At 76.4% G+C, this 19,452-nt stretch carries 13 protein-coding genes and 1 pseudogene; 10 read left to right on the top strand and 4 right to left on the bottom strand.

All coding sequences use genetic code 11. The features are described 5' to 3' along the window. Window positions 1–15: 15 nt before the first annotated feature. The 3 genes from KPL59_RS36525 to KPL59_RS09985 all read right to left on the bottom strand — a co-directional run bounded on the left by KPL59_RS36525 (window position 16) and on the right by KPL59_RS09985 (window position 2,857). A complete protein-coding gene (locus KPL59_RS36525) occupies window positions 16–639 on the bottom strand; it encodes a DUF1707 domain-containing protein (RefSeq protein WP_308187860.1) in 624 nt (207 codons plus the stop codon). A 49-nt stretch (window positions 640–688) separates the two neighbouring features. After that, a complete protein-coding gene (locus KPL59_RS09990) occupies window positions 689–1,543 on the bottom strand; it encodes a M23 family metallopeptidase (protein ID WP_020624864.1) in 855 nt (284 codons plus the stop codon). Between the two features lie 339 nt (window positions 1,544–1,882). After that, window positions 1,883–2,857 (bottom strand): triacylglycerol lipase, encoded by a 975-nt coding sequence (locus KPL59_RS09985; RefSeq protein WP_020623376.1) that lies wholly within the window; start codon window positions 2,855–2,857, stop codon window positions 1,883–1,885. Window positions 2,858–3,118: 261 nt separating this feature from the next. Here KPL59_RS09985 and sucC point away from each other — a divergent pair, with 261 nt between their 5' ends. The 9 genes and pseudogenes from sucC (at window position 3,119) to KPL59_RS37505 (ending at window position 14,004) form a co-directional block, all read left to right on the top strand. Next, entirely contained in the window at window positions 3,119–4,309 is a 1,191-nt protein-coding gene (gene sucC, locus KPL59_RS09980; protein ID WP_308187859.1) for an ADP-forming succinate--CoA ligase subunit beta, read from the top strand. Between the two features lie 3 nt (window positions 4,310–4,312). Next, window positions 4,313–5,197: a succinate--CoA ligase subunit alpha gene (gene sucD / locus KPL59_RS09975; protein WP_226360642.1), complete on the top strand. Its 885-nt coding sequence runs from the start codon at window positions 4,313–4,315 to the stop codon at window positions 5,195–5,197. Window positions 5,198–5,359: 162 nt separating this feature from the next. Continuing rightward, window positions 5,360–6,604, top strand: a complete 1,245-nt coding sequence (locus tag KPL59_RS36520) for a DUF5336 domain-containing protein (RefSeq protein ID WP_305080541.1) — start codon at window positions 5,360–5,362, stop codon at window positions 6,602–6,604. 77 nt (window positions 6,605–6,681) lie between these two features. After that, the gene (locus KPL59_RS09965) at window positions 6,682–8,301 is read left to right on the top strand and encodes a DUF6350 family protein (RefSeq protein WP_226360641.1); all 1,620 of its coding nucleotides are present in this window, start codon (window positions 6,682–6,684) and stop codon (window positions 8,299–8,301) included. Between the two features lie 126 nt (window positions 8,302–8,427). Continuing rightward, complete coding sequence (purN, locus tag KPL59_RS09960) at window positions 8,428–9,045, top strand: phosphoribosylglycinamide formyltransferase (protein ID WP_226360640.1); 618 nt, start codon at window positions 8,428–8,430, stop codon at window positions 9,043–9,045. Continuing rightward, a complete protein-coding gene (gene purH, locus KPL59_RS09955) occupies window positions 9,038–10,597 on the top strand; it encodes a bifunctional phosphoribosylaminoimidazolecarboxamide formyltransferase/IMP cyclohydrolase (RefSeq protein ID WP_226360639.1) in 1,560 nt (519 codons plus the stop codon). The genes purN and purH overlap by 8 nt, the downstream gene beginning before the upstream one ends. Window positions 10,598–10,881: 284 nt before the next feature. Next, window positions 10,882–11,973 (top strand): hypothetical protein, encoded by a 1,092-nt coding sequence (locus KPL59_RS09950; protein WP_226360638.1) that lies wholly within the window; start codon window positions 10,882–10,884, stop codon window positions 11,971–11,973. After that, window positions 11,970–12,497, top strand: a pseudogene (locus KPL59_RS37510) (hypothetical protein); the annotation flags it as partial. The gene KPL59_RS09950 and the pseudogene KPL59_RS37510, both read left to right, overlap by 4 nt. Before the next feature lie 358 nt (window positions 12,498–12,855). Next, on the top strand, window positions 12,856–14,004 hold the full coding sequence (locus KPL59_RS37505; protein ID WP_374111616.1) for a hypothetical protein: 1,149 nt from the start codon (window positions 12,856–12,858) through the stop codon (window positions 14,002–14,004). 88 nt (window positions 14,005–14,092) lie between these two features. On the opposite strand, the gene KPL59_RS09940 is transcribed toward KPL59_RS37505, so the two are convergent. Continuing rightward, window positions 14,093–15,604, bottom strand: coding sequence for a M28 family metallopeptidase (locus tag KPL59_RS09940; RefSeq protein WP_226360637.1), 1,512 nt, complete (start codon window positions 15,602–15,604; stop codon window positions 14,093–14,095). A gap of 486 nt (window positions 15,605–16,090) precedes the next feature. Here KPL59_RS09940 and KPL59_RS09935 point away from each other — a divergent pair, with 486 nt between their 5' ends. Then, on the top strand, window positions 16,091–19,432 hold the full coding sequence (locus KPL59_RS09935; RefSeq protein WP_226360666.1) for an error-prone DNA polymerase: 3,342 nt from the start codon (window positions 16,091–16,093) through the stop codon (window positions 19,430–19,432). The last annotated feature ends 20 nt before the right edge of the window (window positions 19,433–19,452 follow it).

Here is a 19,452-nt window from a genome sequence, read left to right as displayed (position 1 = left end):
CTCAGTCGTCAGTCCTCAGTCGTCGTCGCGGTCCTGCACCGCGGCCTCGGCCGGGGTCAGGACCTTCACCGACCCGAACGCCCCGACGACGTGCACGTCCACCGTCCGGTCGCCGGGCGCGGCGCACGCCGTCGGGCACTCGGTCGAGCCGAACACGGTGAACCCGGAGACGTCCGCCCGGGTTCCCTCGGGCACGAGGACCGTCGTCGAGCCGAACACCGTCACCCCGCCCACCCGGTCGCCGGCCTCGGCCCCGACGGTGCGGGACCCGAACACGGTCAGTCCCTCGGTGATCGGCACGACCTGCGCCAGTCCCCAGACCGCGGCGACGGCCACCGCGGCCGCGGCGAGGATCCCGCCGGCGCGTCGCCCGGCGGCCGCGGCGAACTCCCCGGCCGGTGCCCGGAGGGCCCCGGTCGGCGCCCGTTCGACGGCGGCGGTGGGCGTCCCGGCGGTGTCGGCCGGGAGGTCGCGGGTCAACGGCTCCAGGTCGGCGCGGGTGCGGGCCGCCCAGGCCGTGGCCGAGCGCTCCTCGTACTCGGGCAGGGACAGCCGTCCCTCGCTGTGCGCGCGCTGCAGCCGGGCGTCCACTGCCCGCCGCTCGTCGTCCCCCACCCGGTACCCCGCCTCGTCCCCCACCCGGCCATTCTGACCCGCCCGGGCGGGTCGGGGGAGCGGTGCCCGGCGATCAGGCGTCGCGCGAGCCCGTCGCGGCGGTGACGTCGAGACCGCGCGCGGCCAGCCACGGCAGCGGGTCGATCTTGGTGCCGTCCGGCTCCCACACCTCGAGGTGCAGGTGCGGGCCGGTGGACTGGCCGCGGTTGCCGACCTCGGCGATCTCGTCGCCGGCCTTGACCTGCTGGCCCTCCTGCACGAACGACCGGTTGATGTGGCCGTAGACGGTGCTTGTGCCGTCGGGGTGCTTGAGCACCACCCACATCCCGAAGCCGCTGGCGGGACCGGACTTCTCCACGACGCCGTCGGTGAGGGCGAAGATCGGGGTGCCGATCGGGGCGGCGAGGTCGATGCCCTTGTGCTGCACGCCCCAGCGGGCGCCGAAGCCGGAGGTGAACCGGCCCGCCGTCGGCAGGACGAACGCCTCGCCGTCGTACAAGACGGCTTTCGGAGCGCCGTGCGACATCGCGGTCGTCACGGCCCGCTCCAGCTTGGCGGCCTCGCGGCCCATCCGGGCGGCCTTCGTCAGGTTGGCGACGTCGACCTTCGAGGTGGCGTCGAGGTCGGGCAGCGACGCGGCCTGCGCGCTGAGCTGCTCCCCGCCGATCGCGGAGGTGTCCAGCGGGGCGGTCGTGTCGGCCGGGCGGGTGTCGCCGGACACCGGCAGCATCGCCGACGCGGCGAGCCGGGCGTAGGACTCCTCGACCGAGGCCTCACCGCCCCAGCCGGGCACCCCGAGGGCCCCGGCGACCGTCTGACCGGCCGCGACCAGCGCACCACCGGCCGCCGCGGCGACGGTCACCCGGGTGCGCGAGACCACCGGCGGGGGAGCCGGGAGCGCCGGGAGCCGGTGACCGGCCGGCGGCACAGGGGGGAGCGTGCCGGGCCGGGCCTCCGGTCGCGTGGCGCCGCTGGGGGAGCGGTGGCGCGACAAGACTGCCCTTCTGGTGGTCAAGGGCGCCGCGGGCCGTTCGGCGGTGATCGTCGGAGTGGGGGCTCCGTCGGGGGATGGTGTCGTTCGGGGCGACCCCCGATCACCGTGACCGGTCCGTGACGTGGACAACGCGACGGTAACCCGGGCCTCGCCGAGCGGCAACGGCGGGCCATCGCGCCGTTGCGGACGGTCGTGGATCATCGGCGACCGGTCGGGCGGTCATCGACGCGACGGCGAACGGAGGAGCCCCGTTCCCCCGCGCGGACCGGTCCCTCAGGCGCCTTGCGCCGCGTGCCGTCCGACCAGTCGCAGCGACCCGCGCAGCCTCCGGTCGCGCACCCGGTCGTGCTCGCGGCGCTCCGCCTCGCCGCGGGCCAGCGTGCTCGCCACGAAGTGCACGGTGCGCCGGTCCACCGGCAGGGCGAGGTGGCCGACGTCGTCGAGCTCCAGCTCGGTGACGTCGAGGTCGGGGTGGCGCAGCCGGGAGTTCCGCTGCGGGACGATGATCTCGTCCATCCGTGACCAGACCACCAGGAACCGGGTCCGGCAGCCGGGGGCCGGTTCGTCCAGCTCACGCAGGATCGGCGAGCCGGGGCGGAGCTGGCGGCACAGCGGGAGCGGCGCGAGCCGGGCCAGGTTGCTGCCCGCGTGCGGGCTGCCGAGCGTCGCCAGGGTGTCGACGACGGCGTCGCCCCCCATCCGCTGCACGTAGTAGCGGGCGATCACGCCGCCGAGGGAGTGCCCGACGATGTGCACCCGGTCCGACCCGGTGGCCTCGCGCAGTCGTTCGACGTGGCCGCGCAGCTCGTGCGCCGCGGTGCGGACGTCGTCGGTGAGCAGGCTGTAGTTGATGGCGTGCACGACGCCGAAGCCGCGCCGGCGCAGCTCGTGGGCGAACACGGTGAACACCGAGCGGTTGTCCATGATCCCGTGCACCAGCAGGATCGGCGTCCCGGCCGCGGCGGGGTCGGCGACGACCAGGCTCCGCTTGACCGGCGGCAGGCTGTCGGTGCGCCAGTGGCCCTGCGGGCGGACGGTCTCCTCGGCCAGTCCGATCGGGTACAGCGCGAGGTGCGCGGCCAGCCAGGCGCCCTCCAGCGCCAGCCCGCGCAGGCCCGCACGCGAGGTGAAGGTCCGCGCGGCGTAGCCCGCCGCCTGCGCGAGATCGGACGTCGCGGCCGTCACTGTCGACAGCGCCCCGTCGGCGATCGCGTGCAGGCGAGCGCCTCCGGGTAGCGACGTCGCCATACTCGAAAGGTAAGGCAGGTCACAGGATTCCGCTGTCCCGCGGAGCGATCCGTGGTCCCGATCACTCGGACGGTCCATCTGAATCGAGCACTGCGCCGACAGGGTGACTGCGGTCACCGGCCCAGGTCAGGACCGGTGCGCGCGGCGTGGCTAGGCTCCCCGACGCAGCATCACCGACGTCCGCGACCGCTGCCGCCCGCCACCTGTGCGGGGCGCGCCCGGAGAACGAGCCGGGGACGCGCCGGTCGCGGCGAGAGCGAAGTGGAGCGGGAGAGCCGAGTGGACCTCTACGAGTACCAGGCGAAGGACCTCTTCGCCGCGCACGGAGTCCCGGTGCTGCCGGGCCGGACCGTGGACAACGCCGCCGACGCGGCGGCCGCGGCGGCCGAGCTGGGCACCGCCGTCGTGGTCAAGGCGCAGGTCAAGACCGGTGGTCGGGGCAAGGCCGGCGGCGTGAAGCTGGCGCAGAACGCCGACGAGGCCAAGGAGAAGGCCGAGGCCATCCTGGGCCTCGACATCAAGGGCCACACCGTGCACCAGGTCCTGGTCACCGAGGCCAGCGACATCGCCGAGGAGTACTACTTCTCCTTCCTGCTGGACCGGTCCAACCGCACCTTCCTGGCCATGTGCTCGGCCGAGGGCGGCATGGAGATCGAGCAGCTGGCCGTCGAGCGGCCGGACGCGCTGGCCCGGATCGCGATCGACCCGATCGCCGGCGTCGACAAGGCCAAGGCCGACGAGATCGTCGCCGCGGGCAAGATCCCGGCCGCCGTCGCCGACGAGGCCGCGAACGTCATCGTGAAGCTCTGGGAGACCTTCGTCTCCGAGGACGCGACGCTGGTCGAGGTCAACCCGCTGGTCCGCGACCCGCAGGACAAGGTGATCGCCCTCGACGGCAAGGTCACCCTCGACGCCAACGCCGACTTCCGGCACCCGGCGCACGCCGAGTTGGTCGACGAGCGCACCGAGAACCCGCTCGAGGCGAAGGCCAAGGCCAAGGGCCTCAACTACGTCAAGCTCGACGGCGGCCAGGTCGGCATCATCGGCAACGGCGCGGGGCTCGTCATGAGCACCCTCGACGTCGTCGCCTACGCCGGCGAGGCGCACGGCGGGGTCAAGCCCGCCAACTTCCTCGACATCGGCGGCGGCGCCTCGGCGCAGGTCATGGCCGACGGCCTGGACGTCATCCTGGGCGACGACGAGGTCAAGAGCGTCTTCGTCAACGTCTTCGGCGGCATCACCGCGTGCGACGCGGTGGCCAACGGCATCGTCGAGGCCCTCAAGATCCTGGGCGACGAGGCCACCAAGCCGCTGGTCGTCCGCCTGGACGGCAACAACGTCGAGGAGGGTCGTCAGATCCTCGCCGACGCGAACCACCCGCTCGTCACCGTGGTGGGCACGATGGACGACGCGGCCGCCAAGGCCGCCGAGCTCGCGAACGCTGGAGCCTGAGACATGTCGATCTTCCTCAACGAGAACAGCAAGGTCATCGTCCAGGGCATCACCGGTGGCGAGGGCACCAAGCACGCCACCAAGATGCTGGCGGCCGGGACGAACATCGTCGGCGGTGTGAACGCCCGCAAGGCCGGCACCACGCACACGGTCGGCGGCAAGGACGTCACCGTGTACGGCACGGTCGAGGAGGCGATCAAGGAGACCGGCGCCGACGTGTCGGTCATCTTCGTCCCGCCGAAGTTCGCCAAGGACGCGGTCATCGAGGCCATCGACGCCGAGATCCCGCTCGCGGTCGTCATCACCGAGGGCATCCCGGTGCACGACTCGGCGTACTTCTGGGCGCACGCGGTCGCCACGGGCAACAAGACCCGGATCATCGGCCCGAACTGCCCCGGCATCATCTCGCCCGGCAAGTCCAACGCGGGCATCATCCCGGCGAACATCGCCGGTTCCGGCAAGATCGGCCTGGTGTCGAAGTCCGGCACGCTGACCTACCAGATGATGTACGAGCTGCGTGAGTTCGGCTTCTCCACCGCCATCGGCATCGGCGGCGACCCGGTCATCGGCACCACCCACATCGACGCCCTCGAGGCGTTCGAGGCGGACCCCGAGACCGAGGCCATCGTGATGATCGGTGAGATCGGTGGCGACGCCGAGGAGCGCGCCGCGGACTTCATCAAGGCCAACGTCACCAAGCCGGTCGTCGGCTACGTCGCGGGCTTCACCGCCCCCGAGGGCAAGACGATGGGCCACGCCGGCGCGATCGTGTCCGGCTCGGCCGGCACCGCGCAGGCGAAGAAGGAGGCTCTCGAGGCCGCCGGCGTGAAGGTCGGCAAGACGCCGTCCGAGACCGCCGCCCTGATGAAGGAGATCCTCTCCGCCTGATCGGAGCGCTCTCCGTGCACGTCCGACGCGCGGGCCCCGGGAACTCCTCCCGGTGCCCGCGCGTCGTGCTGTGTGCACCCCCGTGCGCCTCACCCGGTCGTGTCGGGGGCATCGGCTAGCGTGCGGTGCAGCGAGTCCGTCCGTCACACGGGAGTGGTCGTCATGTCGAGCAACGAGCCAGGGGCCGCCCCGGCTCCCGAGCAGGCCCCGCCTGCTCCGACGGTGCGGATCGCCGTGCTGGCGGGGGCCGTGCTGGCCCTGCTGGCGCTGGTCCTGACCTTCTTCGACGTCACCACCGGGCTGTTCCCGGTCGCGATGGTCGTCGCCGGTGGTGTCGCGGGTGCGCTCACCCTGCTGCCCGGCACCGGCCGCACCCTGGTCGCGGGCGTGGTCCTGTCGACGACGGGTGCGCTGACGATGCTGCTGGTCCTGGCCGGTACCGGCACCGCGGCGATCGGCGGCACGCTGGGCTGGGTCGTGTTCGTGGTCGCCCTGCTCGCCGCCGCCGCACTGCTCTACGCCCAGCTCCTCCTGTCCGGCGTGGTCGCCGCTCCCGCCCCGCGGGCACAGCGCCCGTCGCACGTCGGGCAGCCCGGCTGGGGCCCCGGCCAGGTCCCGCCGGGCCAGCAGGCGCCCTGGATGCCGCAGCAGCCCTACGGCGTGGGCCAGCCGGGAGCCGCGGCGCCGTACGGCGCGGCCTCCGGTGCTGCGCCCTACGCGGCGGACCCCTACGCCGCGGGCCAGTACGGCGCGAGTCCCTACGGGGCCCCGTCCGGCGCCGCTCCGTACGCCCCGGGGCAGCCCGGTGGGGTGCAGTACGGCGCAGGACAGCCCGGCGCAGGGCAGCACGGTGGGGGCCAGCACGGCGTGGGACAGCACGGCGCCGCGCAGCAGGGTGCCGGCCAGTACGGCGCCGGTCAGCACGGACCGGGTCAGTACGGCGCCGCCCCCTACGGCGCCTCCGGCGCGGTGCCCGCGGCGTCGCAGCCCGCCGTCGGGCAGTACCCGGGCCAGCCCGGGGCCCACGGCGCGCCGGAGGCGCCCGGGGTGCAGGACCGGACCGGCGACGACGCGGGCCGGCACGCGGTCGGCGGCGGACGCGGCCCGCAGGCCGACGCGGCACCGCACACGCCGTCCGGCGGGGGCGGCGCCTTCTCCGGGGTGTCCTACGGCGATCGCGCCGCCGCGGTGACCGGCACGCCGGGATCCGAGCAGGCCCCGCCCGCGACCACCCCCCACACGGCGGGCGCGGACCAGGCGGGCGAGGACACGGGCGTCACCCGCCCCTCCGCGATCCCCGGCTCCACCCCGGCCGCCGGCGAGCAGACCGAGGATCCCGGGGCCCCGGCCACCGGCGACGCCGAGGCCCCCCGCACCTTCCGGCCCGGCGGTGACGGCTCCGCCTGACCTGTCGGGACCGTGGGCCCCGGCACGTCACGGCGTGCCTGCCCCTCCCGCGCCGGGTTCGCTGCGACGCTGACCGGGTGAGCACCACCCCGCCCCGTCCCGCCCGCGGTCGCCCGGCCTCCCGGGCCCGGTCCACCGGGCCCGCACCCGAGCGGTCCCGCGGTGGGCGCGCGACCGCCGTCGCGGAGCGGGAGCGGGGGCACCGCCGCCCCGTCCGGACCCCGACGCGCGGCACCGGGACCGGCACCGGGCTGGACCGGCTGCGGATCCTCCTCGTCGCCACGATGGGCGCCGTCCTCGCCGGGTACACGATGCTCGTCCCGGTGGCGGCGCTGCTGACCGGCACCGGCGGCGTCGAGGTCACCGCGGACGGGGCACTCGCCACCGCCGTCCCGCTGTGGCTGGCCGCGCACCTCATCCCGGTCGCCGTGGACGGGCGTCCGTTCGGGGTGCTGCCGCTGCTGCCGACGCTGGTGGTCGTCGCGCTGGTCGCCTTCTGCTCGCGCTGGGCGGTGCTCCGGCTGGGCGGGCGGGTCCGGCACGACGCCGGCGCCGTCGTCGCCTCCCAGGCCGGGGCCGCCGCCGCGGTCGCCGTGCTCGCCGGGGCGCTGCTGCCGCGGGACATGGCCGTGACCGCGCCCTGGGCCTCGATGATCGGGGCCGGGCTGGTGGCTGGGACGGCCGCCGGGATCGGCGTCGTCCACGCGTGCGGGGCCCCGGCCGCGTGGCAGCGGGTGCTGGCCGGATGGCCCGGCGCGGCACTCGCCGGGGCCCGGGTCGCGGCCGCCGGGCTGCTGCTGGTCGCCGCCCTCGTCCTGACCGTGGCGCTGCTCGCGAGCGCCTCGGACGTCGCCGACACCGCCGAGCGCATCGCCCCCGGGGCCTGGGCGGGCTTCGGGGTGCTGGTGCTGAGCGTGGGGTACCTGCCGAACGCCCTGGTCGGGGCGCTGTCCTGGGCGCTGGGCGCGGGGGTGTCGGTCGGCATCGCCCGGTCGGGTCCGTTCGGCGCCGAGCCGGGGCCGCTGCCGCCGTTCCCGCCCGTGGCGGTCCTGCCCGTCACCACCGTCCCGACGGCCGCGGTGCTGGTCGTGCTGCTGCCCGTCGTCGCGGGGGTGCTCGGCGGGATCGCCTGCCGCCGGGCCCTGGGTGAGGACGCGCCGGTCGTGGAGCGGGTCGCGGCCCCGGCGACGGCGGCGGTGGTCGTCGCGGTCGGAGCGGCGGTCCCGGCGGCGCTCGCGGGCGGTGCGCTCGCGGGCGGGCCCTACGACCCGGTGTCGTTCCACCCGTGGGCGGTCCTCGGCTGCGCGTTGCTGCTGGTCGGGATCCCGGCCGTGCTGACCTGCGCCGGTACCGAGCTCGCCCGGCACGTCCCGATGGGCGGCACCGACCGGCCGCGGACCGCGGTCGACCGGGCCCGGGCCGCCCGGGACCGCCGTCGCACCCCGACGGTGGCGGAGCTGGTCGAACGCCGTCGCACCGCCGGGGCACCCGTCCGCCGGGCCGACGCCACGTGGGACGACGACGGAGAGCTCGGCGACGTCCATCCCCACCGCCACGCCGTCTCCGACGAGGAGCCCGACGGAGCCGGGCGCACGGCCTCCCGCCGCGGCGCCGCGGACGAGGGCGCCAGCGACCGGGGCCGCGACTGCGGCGACCACGTGGCCGACCGGGCCGACCGGGACGACAGGGCCGACTGACCCGTCGCGGCCCACGACCAGGGCCGGGTGACCCGGGCCACCGCACCGGGCGCCGTCGCCGTCGGAGGGCGCGTCTACCCTGGCCAGGGGCCGTGGAGCGGCCCGGACCGGCGAGGAAGGGACACGGTGGGCGCGCAGGAGCGGCACGAGGCGCTGCGGGTCGTCGTCCTCGTCTCCGGGAGCGGGACCCTGCTGCAGGCACTGCTCGACGCCGCGGACACTGCGGACGCCGGGTTCGCCGTCGTCGCCGTCGGGGCCGACCGCCCGGGTGCCGCCGGGCTCGACCGGGCCCGTGCCGCCGGCGTCCCCACCTTCGTCGAACGGGTCGCCGACCACGCCGACCGCGACGCCTGGAACACCGCGCTCGCCGCGGCCGTCCTCGCGCACCGGCCGGGCCTCGTCGTCGGGGCGGGGTTCATGAAGCTCGTCTCCCCGGCCTTCCTGGACGCGCTCGGATGCCCGATGCTGAACACGCACCCGGCCCTGCTGCCGGCGTTCCCCGGCGCGCACGCCGTCCGGGACGCGCTGGCCGCCGGGGTGCCCGTCACCGGCGCGACCGTGCACGAGGTCGACGCCGGGCTCGACACCGGACCGGTGCTCGCACAGGCGGAGGTCCCCGTGCTCCCGGGCGACGACGAGACCTCCCTGCACGAGCGCATCAAGACCGAGGAACGACGGCTGCTGGTCGCGACCGTGCGACGGTTCGCCACCGCCGCCCAACCCCACGAGGTGAACAGTGAGTGAGCGCAGGCCGGTACGCCGGGCCCTGATCAGCGTCTACGACAAGGCCGGTCTCCTCGACCTGGCCACCGGGCTGCACGCCGCCGGGGTGGAGATCGTCTCGACCGGCTCCACCGCCCAGCGGATCGCCGACGCCGGCGTCCCGGTCACCCCCGTCGAGGAGGTCACCGGGTTCCCCGAGTGCCTCGACGGCCGGGTCAAGACCCTGCACCCGCGGGTGCACGCCGGGCTGCTCGCCGACACCCGCAAGCCCGAGCACCTCGCCCAGCTCGAGCAGCTGAACATCGCGCCGTTCGACCTGCTGGTGTCGAACCTCTACCCGTTCCGCGAGACCGTCGCGTCCGGCGCGAGCCGCGACGAGGCCGTCGAGCAGATCGACATCGGCGGCCCGGCGATGGTGCGGGCCTCGGCGAAGAACCACGAGAGCGTCGCGGTCGTCGTCGACCCGTCGCGCTACGCCTGGGTGCTCGAGCAGGTCGGCGCGGGCGGGTTCGTCGTGGAGGACCGTCGCAGGCTCGCCGCCGACGCCTTCCGGCACACCGCCGCCTACGACGTCTCGGTCGCGACCTGGATGGGCGAGCAGTTCCCCACCGGCGACGACGAGGCCTCCGCCGAGTGGGTCGGCGCCACCTGGACCCGCGAGCGCCCGCTGCGCTACGGCGAGAACCCGCACCAGTCCGCCGCGCTCTACACCGACGGCACCGGCTCCGGCCTCGCCGGCGCCGAGCAGCTGCACGGCAAGGAGATGTCCTACAACAACTACGTCGACGCCGCCGCCGCCTGGCGCGCCGCGCACGACCACGGGGACCGCCCGACGGTCGCGGTGATCAAGCACGCCAACCCGTGCGGGATCGCGGTCGGCGCCGACGTCGCCGAGGCCCACCGCAAGGCGCACGCCACCGACCCGGTGTCGGCGTTCGGCGGGGTCATCGCCGTCAACGGCGAGGTCTCGGTCGCGATGGCCGAACAGGTCGCCGAGATCTTCACCGAGGTCGTCGTGGCCCCCGGCTACGCCGACGGCGCGCTGGAGGTGCTGGCGCGCAAGAAGAACGTCCGCGTGCTCCGCATCCCCGACGGCGCCGCCCGCACCGGCACCGAGCTGCGCCCGATCTCCGGCGGGCTGCTGGTGCAGCAGCGCGACCTCGTCGACGCCGACGGCGACGACCCGGCCGCCTGGAAGCTCGTCACCGGCGACGCCGTGGCCCCCGAGGTGCTCGACGACCTCGCGTTCGCCTGGCGCGCCTGCCGCGCGGTGAAGTCCAACGCGATCCTGCTCGCCCACGACGGCGCCGCGGTCGGCGTCGGCATGGGCCAGGTCAACCGGGTCGACGCGGCGAAGCTCGCCGTGACCCGGGCCGGGGACCGGGCCCGCGGCGCGGTCGCCGCCTCCGACGCGTTCTTCCCCTTCCCCGACGGGCTGGAGGTGCTGCTCGACGCCGGTGTCGCCGCCGTCGTGCAGCCCGGCGGCTCGGTCCGGGACGAGGAGGTCGTCGCGGCCTGCGCCAAGGCGGGCGTGCCGATGTACCTGGCCGGGACACGGCACTTCGCCCACTGACCCGCTGCTGACCCACCGATCCACCCGACGGCCCGGGACCGCCTCGTGCGGCCCGGGCCGTCGGCGTTCGGAGCAGCTCGGAGGGTCTTCCGGCCGAGAATGTCAGGGGTGCGTGCGACGGTCCTCCCGTCGTCGTCGCCACCCCCCACCCGGGGGATGCGGAGCGGCGGCACGGGCCCTATGATTCGAACATCAGTTCGATCACGCGTCGCCTTCCCCGCGGCGCGCCGGGCGAGGTCGCGGCCGTTCGGCCGTGGCGCGGTGTGTGGCGGGGAGGTACTGCGGTGCGCGTCGGTGCGGGCGAGGGGCCGGTCGTCGTCGGGGGAGCGGCGGCGGTCGGCCGGGTGATCGGCGGTGCCGGTGGGGGAGCCGGCGCCGACGTCGGGGCCGACACCGGTCCGGAGGGGTCCGGGCCGGTGGTCGGAGCCGGGTCCCGTGTCCCCGGGGGCGGGCGGGAGCCGCTGCCCGGGGCGCGGGGCCCGGCCGGGGGGCCGGGGTCCTCGGCAGGCTCCGCCGCCGAGCGGCTCGCCCGGGCCCGGCACGTCCTGCACCGGACGGAGACCCGGGCGGGCCTGGAGCGGTCCCGGTCGGGGCCCGGGGGGCCCTGCCCGGAGCCGGAGGCCCCGGCCCGCAGGGTCGGGACGGTCGAGCCGCGTCCGGTGGGCGAGGCGGACCTGCTGCCGGTGCCGGGGCCGCTGGCCGGTCTGCTGCCCGGTGGGGGTCTGCGGCGGGGATCCACCGTGGCGGTGGGCGTGGGATCCGGTGCGGGGTCGCTGCTGTTCGCGCTGCTCGCCGCCGCGTCCGCGGAGGGCGCGTGGGCGGGTGTGGTCGGCCGCCCCGGCCTCGGCGCGACGGCCGCGGCGGAGGCGGGCGTGCGGCTGGACCGGCTGGCGCTGGTCCCCGACCCCGGTGCGGACCTGGTCGGGGTGACCGCGGCGCTGCTGGACGGGCTGGACCTCGTGGTCGTGGCCGGGCCGGAGCGGGCCGGGCTGCGGGCCGGGGACCGGCAGCGGCTCGCCGCGCGGACCCGGCAGCGGGGCGCGGTGCTGCTGGCGCTCGGCGGGTGGCCGGGGGCCGACCTGCGGCTGCACTGCACCCGTCCGCGCTGGGAGGGCGTCGGCCGCGGGACGGGGCGGCTGCGGTCCCGGCGGGTCGAGGTCCGGGCGGAGGGGCGCGGGATCGGCCCGGCCGGCCGGGGGGTGGAGGTGCTCCTCCCCGGGCCCGGCGGGACGGTCGCCCCGGCCCCGGTGACGCCCTCGGTCCCGGTGGCGCCGTCGGTGCCCGCGATCGCCTCGGTGCCGTCGGTCCCCGTGGGCCACGCGTCCGCGGTGGGCGAGGCCCCGGTTGCGCGCCCCGTGGCCCGGGCGGCGGGATGAGCACGTCCGGTACGACGGAGGCGGGCGGCGTGACGGGTGCGGTCGGCAGGGCGGACGCGGGCCCCGGTGGGAGAGCGGGCGGCAGCGCGAGCGTGCGCGGCGGAGCGGGCACGGGCGGCGGTGGGCGGGCGGAGCCCGACCCGCGGGTGCTGGCGGTCTGGTCCCCGGACTGGCCGGTCACCGCGGCCGCCCGCGCCGCGCACGTCCCGGCGGACCGGCCGGCCGCGGTCCTGCACGCCAACCGGGTCCTGGCCTGCTCGGCGACGGCCCGCCGGCACGGCGTCCGCCGGGGCCTGCGGCGTCGGGAGGCGCAGGCCCGGTGCCCGGAGCTCGTGGTGCTCGCCCCCGACCCGGGGCGCGACGCCCGGCTGTTCGAGCCGGTCGTCGCCGCGGTGGAGGCGCTCGCCCCCGGCGTCGAGGTGGTGCGGCCGGGGCTGCTGGTGCTGCCCGCGCGCGGTCCGGTCGGCTGGTTCGGCGGGGAGCGCGCCGCGGTGGAGCGGCTGATCGACCAGGTCGCGCTGCACGCCGGGACCGAGTGCCAGATCGGCGTCGCGGACGGGATGTTCGCCGCCGAGCTCGCCGCCCGCCGGGGGCGTGGGGTGCCACCGGGGCGGTCGGCGGAGTTCCTCGCACCGCTGGAGGTCGCCGAGCTGGACCGGGACCCCGACGTCGACCGGGCTGCGCTGGTGGACCTGCTGCGCAGGCTGGGGCTGCGCTCGCTGGGGGCGTTCGCGTCGCTGTCGGAGGCCGACGTGGCCTCGCGCTTCGGCGCCGACGCGGTGGCCGCGCACCGGCTCGCCCGCGGGCGCGACCCCCGCCCGCCCGCCCGCCCGCCGGGTCCCGCCGGAGGAGCTGGCCGCGGCGGTCGAGCTGGATCCACCGGTGGACCGGGTCGACGCGGCCGCCTTCGCCGCGCGGGCGCTCGCGACCCGGCTGCACACCGCGCTCGCCGGTCACGGCCTGGCCTGCACCCGGCTGGGGGTGCACGCACGCACCGAGAGCGGGGAGGAGCTGCTGCGGGTCTGGCGGTGCGCCGAGCCGCTGACCCCGTCCGGGACGGTCGACCGGGTGCGCTGGCAGCTCGACTCGTGGCTCGGGCGCGGCGGCTCCGGGACGCTGGTCGCGCTGCGGCTCACCCCGGAGGACACCGTGGTCGCCGGGGCGCTGCAGCGCGGGTTGTGGGGCGACGTCGGCGAGGGCGACGAGCGGGCCGGGCGGGCCCTGGTCCGGGTGCAGGCGCTGCTCGGGCCGGAGGCGGTGTTCACCGCGGTCCCGACGGGTGGCCGCGACCCGGGCGAGCGGGTGCGGCTGGTGCGGTGGGGCGACGAACGGGTCGTCGAGGACACCGCGGAGCCCGTCCGCCCGGGGCCCGCGGTCCCCGCGGCGGACGGTGTCGGGGGACCCGTCGGGGGCGCCGGGCAGGAGGACCCCGCGGGGGCGGCCCTCGTCCCGGGGCGGGTGACGGTGGCCCGCCCGGGCGCCGCGGCACCCGGGACGGTGCTGCCCGGGACGGCGGCCGGGTCGAGCAGCGCCCGGCCACGGTCAGCGGCGGGCCCGGCGGTGACGGCGCCCGCTGGTCGCGGAGCCGGGGAGCGCACCACCGCCCCGGCCGGGTCGGCAGGCCCAGTCGCCGGTCCGGGCGGTGGGCGGGCAGGGACCGAGCACCACCGCCGCGCCCCCGGCCGTCGTCCCCCTGCCGACCCCCCGGCGACCTGGCCCGGCCGGCTCCCGGCACCGTCGCCGGCGACGGTGCCCCCGGACCCGGTCCCGGTCCGGTTGCTCGCCGCGGACGGCACCGAGGTGCACCCGGCCGCGCCGGACCTGCTCGACGGCGTCCCGCACCGGGTCGCGGGCGGTGACCCGGACCGGGAGGTCACCGGCTGGGCCGGACCCTGGCCGGTGCACACCCGCTGGTGGGCCCCCGACGGCCCCGGGCCCGCGGTCCGGCTGCAGGTCGTGCTCGCCGACGGCGCGGCCCTGCTGCTCGTGCACCGCAGCGGCCGCTGGGAGGTGACCGGTGTCTACGACTGAGCCACCGGCCGACGGCGGGCACCGCAGGCAGCACCGTCGTGCCGACAGCGCTGCCCACGCGGCCGGAGCGGGGCCCGTCACGGCAGGGTCAGCGCTGCGGGACCCCGGTGAGGTCGACCGCGAACCGGCCGATCGCCGAGGCCATCGCCGTCACGTTCCGGTCCAACGCGGTCCGGTCGATGTTGGTCAGCCGGTCGCAGGGTGTGTGGTAGCAGGGGTCGTAGGACTGCCCCGCCGTGCCGCCCCACTTCTGCGCCTGCTCCGGGGTCTTCCGCTCCTCGGCGCCGGTGAACAGGCCACCGGCCGGGATGCCGGCCTCGATGAACGGGCCGTAGTCCGAGCGCCCGTCGAACGCTGTGCCCTCGGGGCCGTTCACGCCCGCCCCGACCAGCGCCTCGGTCAGGACGCGCTCCGCGGTGTCGGAACCGGGCGGGCCGGCCTCGCCGCCGAGGCCGTCGGAGTTGTCGCCGTCGTAGACGAGGTAGCCGGGGTTCGGCGAGCCGACCATGTCGAAGTTGAGGTACAGCGCGATCCGCGCGCGGTCGGCCTCGGACAGGCCCTCGACGTACTTCGTGGCGCCGACCAGGCCGATCTCCTCGGCGCCCCACCACGCGAAGCGCACCTTCTGACCGACCGGCGGGGAACCGCCGAGCTTCTGCGCGACCTCGAGCAGGGCGGCGCTGCCGCTGCCGTTGTCGTTGATCCCGGCGCCCTCGGGGACGCTGTCGAGGTGGGCCCCGGCGACCACGACCCTGGCCGGGTCACCGGTGGTGGTCTCGGCGATCACGTTCCGCGAGGTCTGCTGCCGGATCGTGGTGTCGAGCACGAGCGAGGCCTGCTGGCCGTCGCGCAGGGCGGCCCCGGCGGACTTCGTCACGGACGCCGTCGGGACGACCCCCGGGGTGTCGCCGAGAGTGGCGGGCAGGGCCGCGTCCTCGGTGTTGATGACGATCACCGCCGCCGCACCCGCTGCCCCCGCGAGCCGGGACTTCTGCCCGAACTCGCAGGTCCCGCGCTCGACGACGGCGATGGCCCCGGCCGGCATGCCGGTGTAGTCGGCCGCCTCGCAGCCCGGTGTCGGGTCCTGCGGGGTGCGCGGGCGCAGCGACAGCGGCGCGGTCAGCCCGCCGGGCGGGGTGGCGGGGGAGAAACCGAGCACCTCGGTCGTCACGGGGGCGCCGGCCACGGTCAGCCGCGCGTCGCCCGCGGAGAAGGTCCGCACCTCGAACGACGGCGTCGACACCGTGAACCCGCTCGCGCGCAGCGTCCCGACGACGTGGTCGACGGCCGCGTCGTACCCGGGGGTGCCCACGGCGCGGTTGCCGGCGTTCGCGTCGGCGAGCTTCTCGAACTGCTGCAGGTGGGCGTAGGCGCCGTCGCCGCCGACCGCGGCCGCGAGCCGCTGCGGGAGGCCGGGATCGCCCTGTGCGGCGGCCTGACCCCCGCCGCCGGCAGCGCCGATCGTCGCGGAGTCCGGTGCCGCGGGGACGTCCGCGCAGGCCGCGAGCGCGACGACGGCCACCCCGGCCGCCGCGACCCTGACCAGCCGGTTCCCCAGCCGCGGCCGGTACCGGCCCCCCGTCGTGCTCGCCCGTCCCATGGAGCCACCCCTGTCGTCCGGCCCGGTGCCGGGCCTCGTCCGCGCCGGGTGTCCGGCGCTGCTCGGTGCGTGCGCGGCACCGGTCGGGTGCCGCGGCGTCGGACCAGCATCCGTCATCGGGCGTGGTCGTGCGGTGAACCGACGATCACGACATGGCGTCACGAACACGACGGTACGGCCCGGCGCGACCCGGGCCGCGGTGATCCTCGGTCGATCCACACCGGGGTCTCAGTCGTTCCACAGGTTCGGCTGGTGGACTCGGAGATGTCGGCGTGGCGGTCCACGAACCACCTGCCGGCACCGGATGGGTACGTCCGGGTGGCCCGCGGGCCGGCGCTGGGGAGCGGCCGGTGTGCCGCGCCGGAGCCCGGATCCGCCGTGCGGGGCCGACCGGCGCTGGGGAGCAGCCGGCCGGCCCGCACGGCGACGCCCGTCCGCGGAACCCGGCACTCGACGTTCGAACTCATGTTCGAGTACCGTGCACGGATGGGCTGGCAGAACCCGGACGTCCCCTGGGCGGAGCTGGAGAGCGCGCTGTCGGGTCGGCCCGTGCGCGACGGCGCGAGCCTGCGCGGCGGTCCGGAGGCCGACGGCGGGGACGCCCCCGCCTGGTCCGTCCACCGCGACCCCTACGAGCCGCCCGAGGGCCTGCGCCCGGCAGGGCCCGGCGTCGTGCCGTACGCGGAGCTGCACTGTCATTCGCACTTCAGCTTCCTCGACGGTGCGAGCGCTCCGGAGGAGCTGGTCGAACGCGCCGCCGAGCTGGGGCTGGAGGCGGTCGCACTCACCGACCACGACGGCATGTACGGGGTCGTGCGGTTCGCCGAGGCGGCCCGCGCGCTCGGGGTGCGCACGGTGTTCGGAGCCGAGCTGAGCACCGGGCTGACCGCGCCGCAGAACGGCGTCGCCGACCCCGAGGGCGAGCACCTGCTGCTGCTGGCCCGCGGCCCCGACGGGTACCGCGCGCTGTGCCGCACCATCTCCACCGCGCAGATGCGGGGCGGGGAGAAGGGCCGGCCGGTCTACGACCCGGACGAGGTCGTCGCCGACACCGCGGGGAAGGTCGTCGTACTCACCGGCTGCCGCAAGGGCGCGGTGCGCCGGGCCCTGGACCGCTCGGGCCCGGCGGCCGCCGCGGCGGAGCTGGACCGGCTGGTCGCGTGCTTCGGTGCGGAGAACGTGCGGGTCGAGCTGACCGTGTACGGCGAGCCCGGCGGCACCGAGCGCAACGACGCGCTGGCCGCGCTGGCCGAGCGGGCCGGGGTCGCGACGGTGGCGACGACCGGTGCGCACTACGCCACCCCCGACCGGGCCCCGCTGGCCGCGACCGTCGCCGCGGTCCGGGCCCGGCGCAGCCTCGACGAGATCGACCCCTGGCTGCCCGCGGCGGGCACCGCGCACCTGCGGTCCGGGCAGGAGATGGCCCTGCGGTTCGACGAGCGCCACCCCGGCGCGGTGGAACGCGCGGCGGAGCTGGGCCGGGAGCTGGCGTTCGAGCTGCACCTGGTGGCGCCGGACCTGCCGCCGTTCGACGTCCCGGCCGGGCACACCGAGACGACGTGGCTGCGGGTGCTGACCGAACGCGGCCGGGTGGAGCGTTATGGCAGCTATGACGAGAACCCGTTCGCGGCGTACACCGTGCAGCGCGAGCTGGAGATCATCGAGGCGAAGAACTTCCCCGGCTACTTCCTGATCGTCCACGGCATCGTCGACTTCTGCCGCCGGTCGGACATCTTCTGCCAGGGCCGGGGCTCGGCCACGAACTCGGCGGTCTGCTACGCGCTGGGCATCACCAACGTCGACGCCGTCCGGCACGGGCTGCTGTTCGAGCGGTTCCTGTCCCCGGAGCGCGATGGCTACCCCGACATCGACCTCGACATCGAGTCCGGTCGCCGCGAGGAGGCGATCCAGTACGTCTACCGCCGCTACGGCCGGCTGTTCGCCGCACAGGTCGCGAACGTCATCACCTACCGGCCGCGGTCGGCGATCCGGGACACCGCCCGCGCGCTCGGGTTCTCACCCGGCCAGCAGGACGCCTGGAGCAGACGCGTCGAACGCTGGCACGCCCTGGAGGCGAGCGAGCTCCCGCAGGAGATGCCGCCGCTGCTGCTGGACCTCGCCGGGCAGCTGCTGGGCGCGCCCCGGCACCTGGGCATCCACTCCGGCGGCATGGTCATCTGCGACCGGCCGGTGTCCGAGGTCGTGCCGGTGGAGTGGGCGCGGATGGCCGACCGGACCGTCGTGCAGTGGGACAAGGAGGACTGCGCCGCGGCCGGGCTGGTGAAGTTCGACCTGCTCGGGCTGGGCATGCTCACCGCGCTGCACCTGATGGTGGACCTGGTCGAGACCGTCACCGGCGAGCGGATCGAGCTGCACGAGATCGGCGAGTCCGACCCGGAGGTCTACGCGATGCTGTCGCGCGCCGACTCGGTCGGGGTGTTCCAGGTGGAGTCCCGCGCCCAGATGGCCACCCTGCCGCGGCTGCGCCCACGCAAGTTCTACGACCTGGTCGTCGAGGTCGCGCTGATCCGGCCCGGCCCGATCCAGGGTGGCTCGGTGCACCCCTACATCCGGCGGCGCAACGAGCTCGAGACCTGGGAGCACGATCATCCGCTGCTCGAGCCCGCGTTGGACAAGACGCTGGGCATCCCGCTGTTCCAGGAGCAGATGATGCAGATCGCCGTCGACGTCGCGGGGTTCACCGCGGCCGAGGCCGACGAGCTGCGCCGGGCGATGGGGTCCAAGCGGTCCACCGAGCGGATGGAGCGGCTGCGGGAGCGGTTCTACGACGGGATGGCCGCGAACGGGATCACCGGCGAGCTCGCCGAACGGATCTTCGCCAAGATGCTGGCCTTCGCGAACTTCGGGTTCCCGGAGAGCCACTCGATCAGCTTCGCCGCGCTCGTCTACTACTCGGCGTGGTTCAAGCTCTACCACCCGGCGGCGTTCTGTGCGGGCCTGCTCAACGCCCAGCCGATGGGCTTCTACTCGCCGCAGTCGCTGGTGGCCGACGCCCGCAGGCACGGCGTGCGGGTGCACCGGCCGGACGTGAATGCCGGGCGGGCCGACGCCGTCCTCGAGCCCGACGACGACAGCACCGGTGGCCAGGCGGTCCGGCTGGGTCTGGCGGGCGTCCGCACCGTCGGTGCGGACCTCGCCGGGGTCATCGACGCCGAGCGCGACGCGGGCGGGCCGTTCGCGGACCTGCCCGACCTGGCCCGCCGGGTCCGGCTGACCGGCCCGCAGGCCGAGGCGCTGGCGACGGCCGGCGCGTTCGGCTGCTTCGGCGTGGAGCGGCGGGAGGCGCTGTGGGCGGCGGGCGTCGTCGCGGGGGTGCGGCCCGAGCACCTGCCGGGCACCGCCGTCGGGTTCGACGCGCCGGCGCTGCCGGGGATGACCGAGGCGGAACTGACCGTCTCCGACGTCTGGGCCACCGGCGTCTCCCCGGACAGCCACCCGGTGCAGCACCTGCGCGCGGACCTCGACGCGCTCGGTGCGGTCCGGATCGACCGGCTCGACGAGGTGGGCCGCCGCGCCGGCCCGGACACCCCGGCCCGGGTGCTGGTCGGGGGACTGGTCACCCACCGCCAGCGCCCGGCGACGGCGGGCGGGGTGACGTTCGTGAACCTCGAGGACGAGTCCGGGATGCTGAACGTGACCTGCTCGGAGGGACTGTGGGCGCGCTACCGGTCGGTGGCGCTGGGGAGTGCCGCGCTGCTGGTCCGGGGCCGGCTCGAACGCAGCCCGGAGGGCGTGCTGAACCTGCTGGCCGACCGACTGCAGCGGATGCCGCTGGCGGTGAAGGTGGCGTCCCGGGACTTCCGCTGACCGTCCTGCCCGCGGCCGAC

The organism is Pseudonocardia sp. ICBG1142, assembly GCF_020496255.1.
GTDB lineage: Bacteria > Actinomycetota > Actinomycetes > Mycobacteriales > Pseudonocardiaceae > Pseudonocardia.
Note: the sequence above shows the minus strand (reverse complement) of the source record. Positions and strands in the feature narration are given on the sequence as shown.

Bases quoted from the DNA above. Each gene is read 5' to 3' on its own strand.
- KPL59_RS36520 (WP_305080541.1), top strand. From the start codon at position 5,360: ATGTCGAGCAACGAGCCAGGGGCCGCCCCGGCTCCCGAGCAGGCCCCG.
- KPL59_RS09935 (WP_226360666.1), top strand. From the start codon at position 16,091: ATGGGCTGGCAGAACCCGGACGTCCCCTGGGCGGAGCTGGAGAGCGCG.
- sucD (WP_226360642.1), top strand. From the start codon at position 4,313: ATGTCGATCTTCCTCAACGAGAACAGCAAGGTCATCGTCCAGGGCATC.
- KPL59_RS09985 (WP_020623376.1), bottom strand. From the start codon at position 2,857: ATGGCGACGTCGCTACCCGGAGGCGCTCGCCTGCACGCGATCGCCGAC.
- KPL59_RS09940 (WP_226360637.1), bottom strand. From the start codon at position 15,604: ATGGGACGGGCGAGCACGACGGGGGGCCGGTACCGGCCGCGGCTGGGG.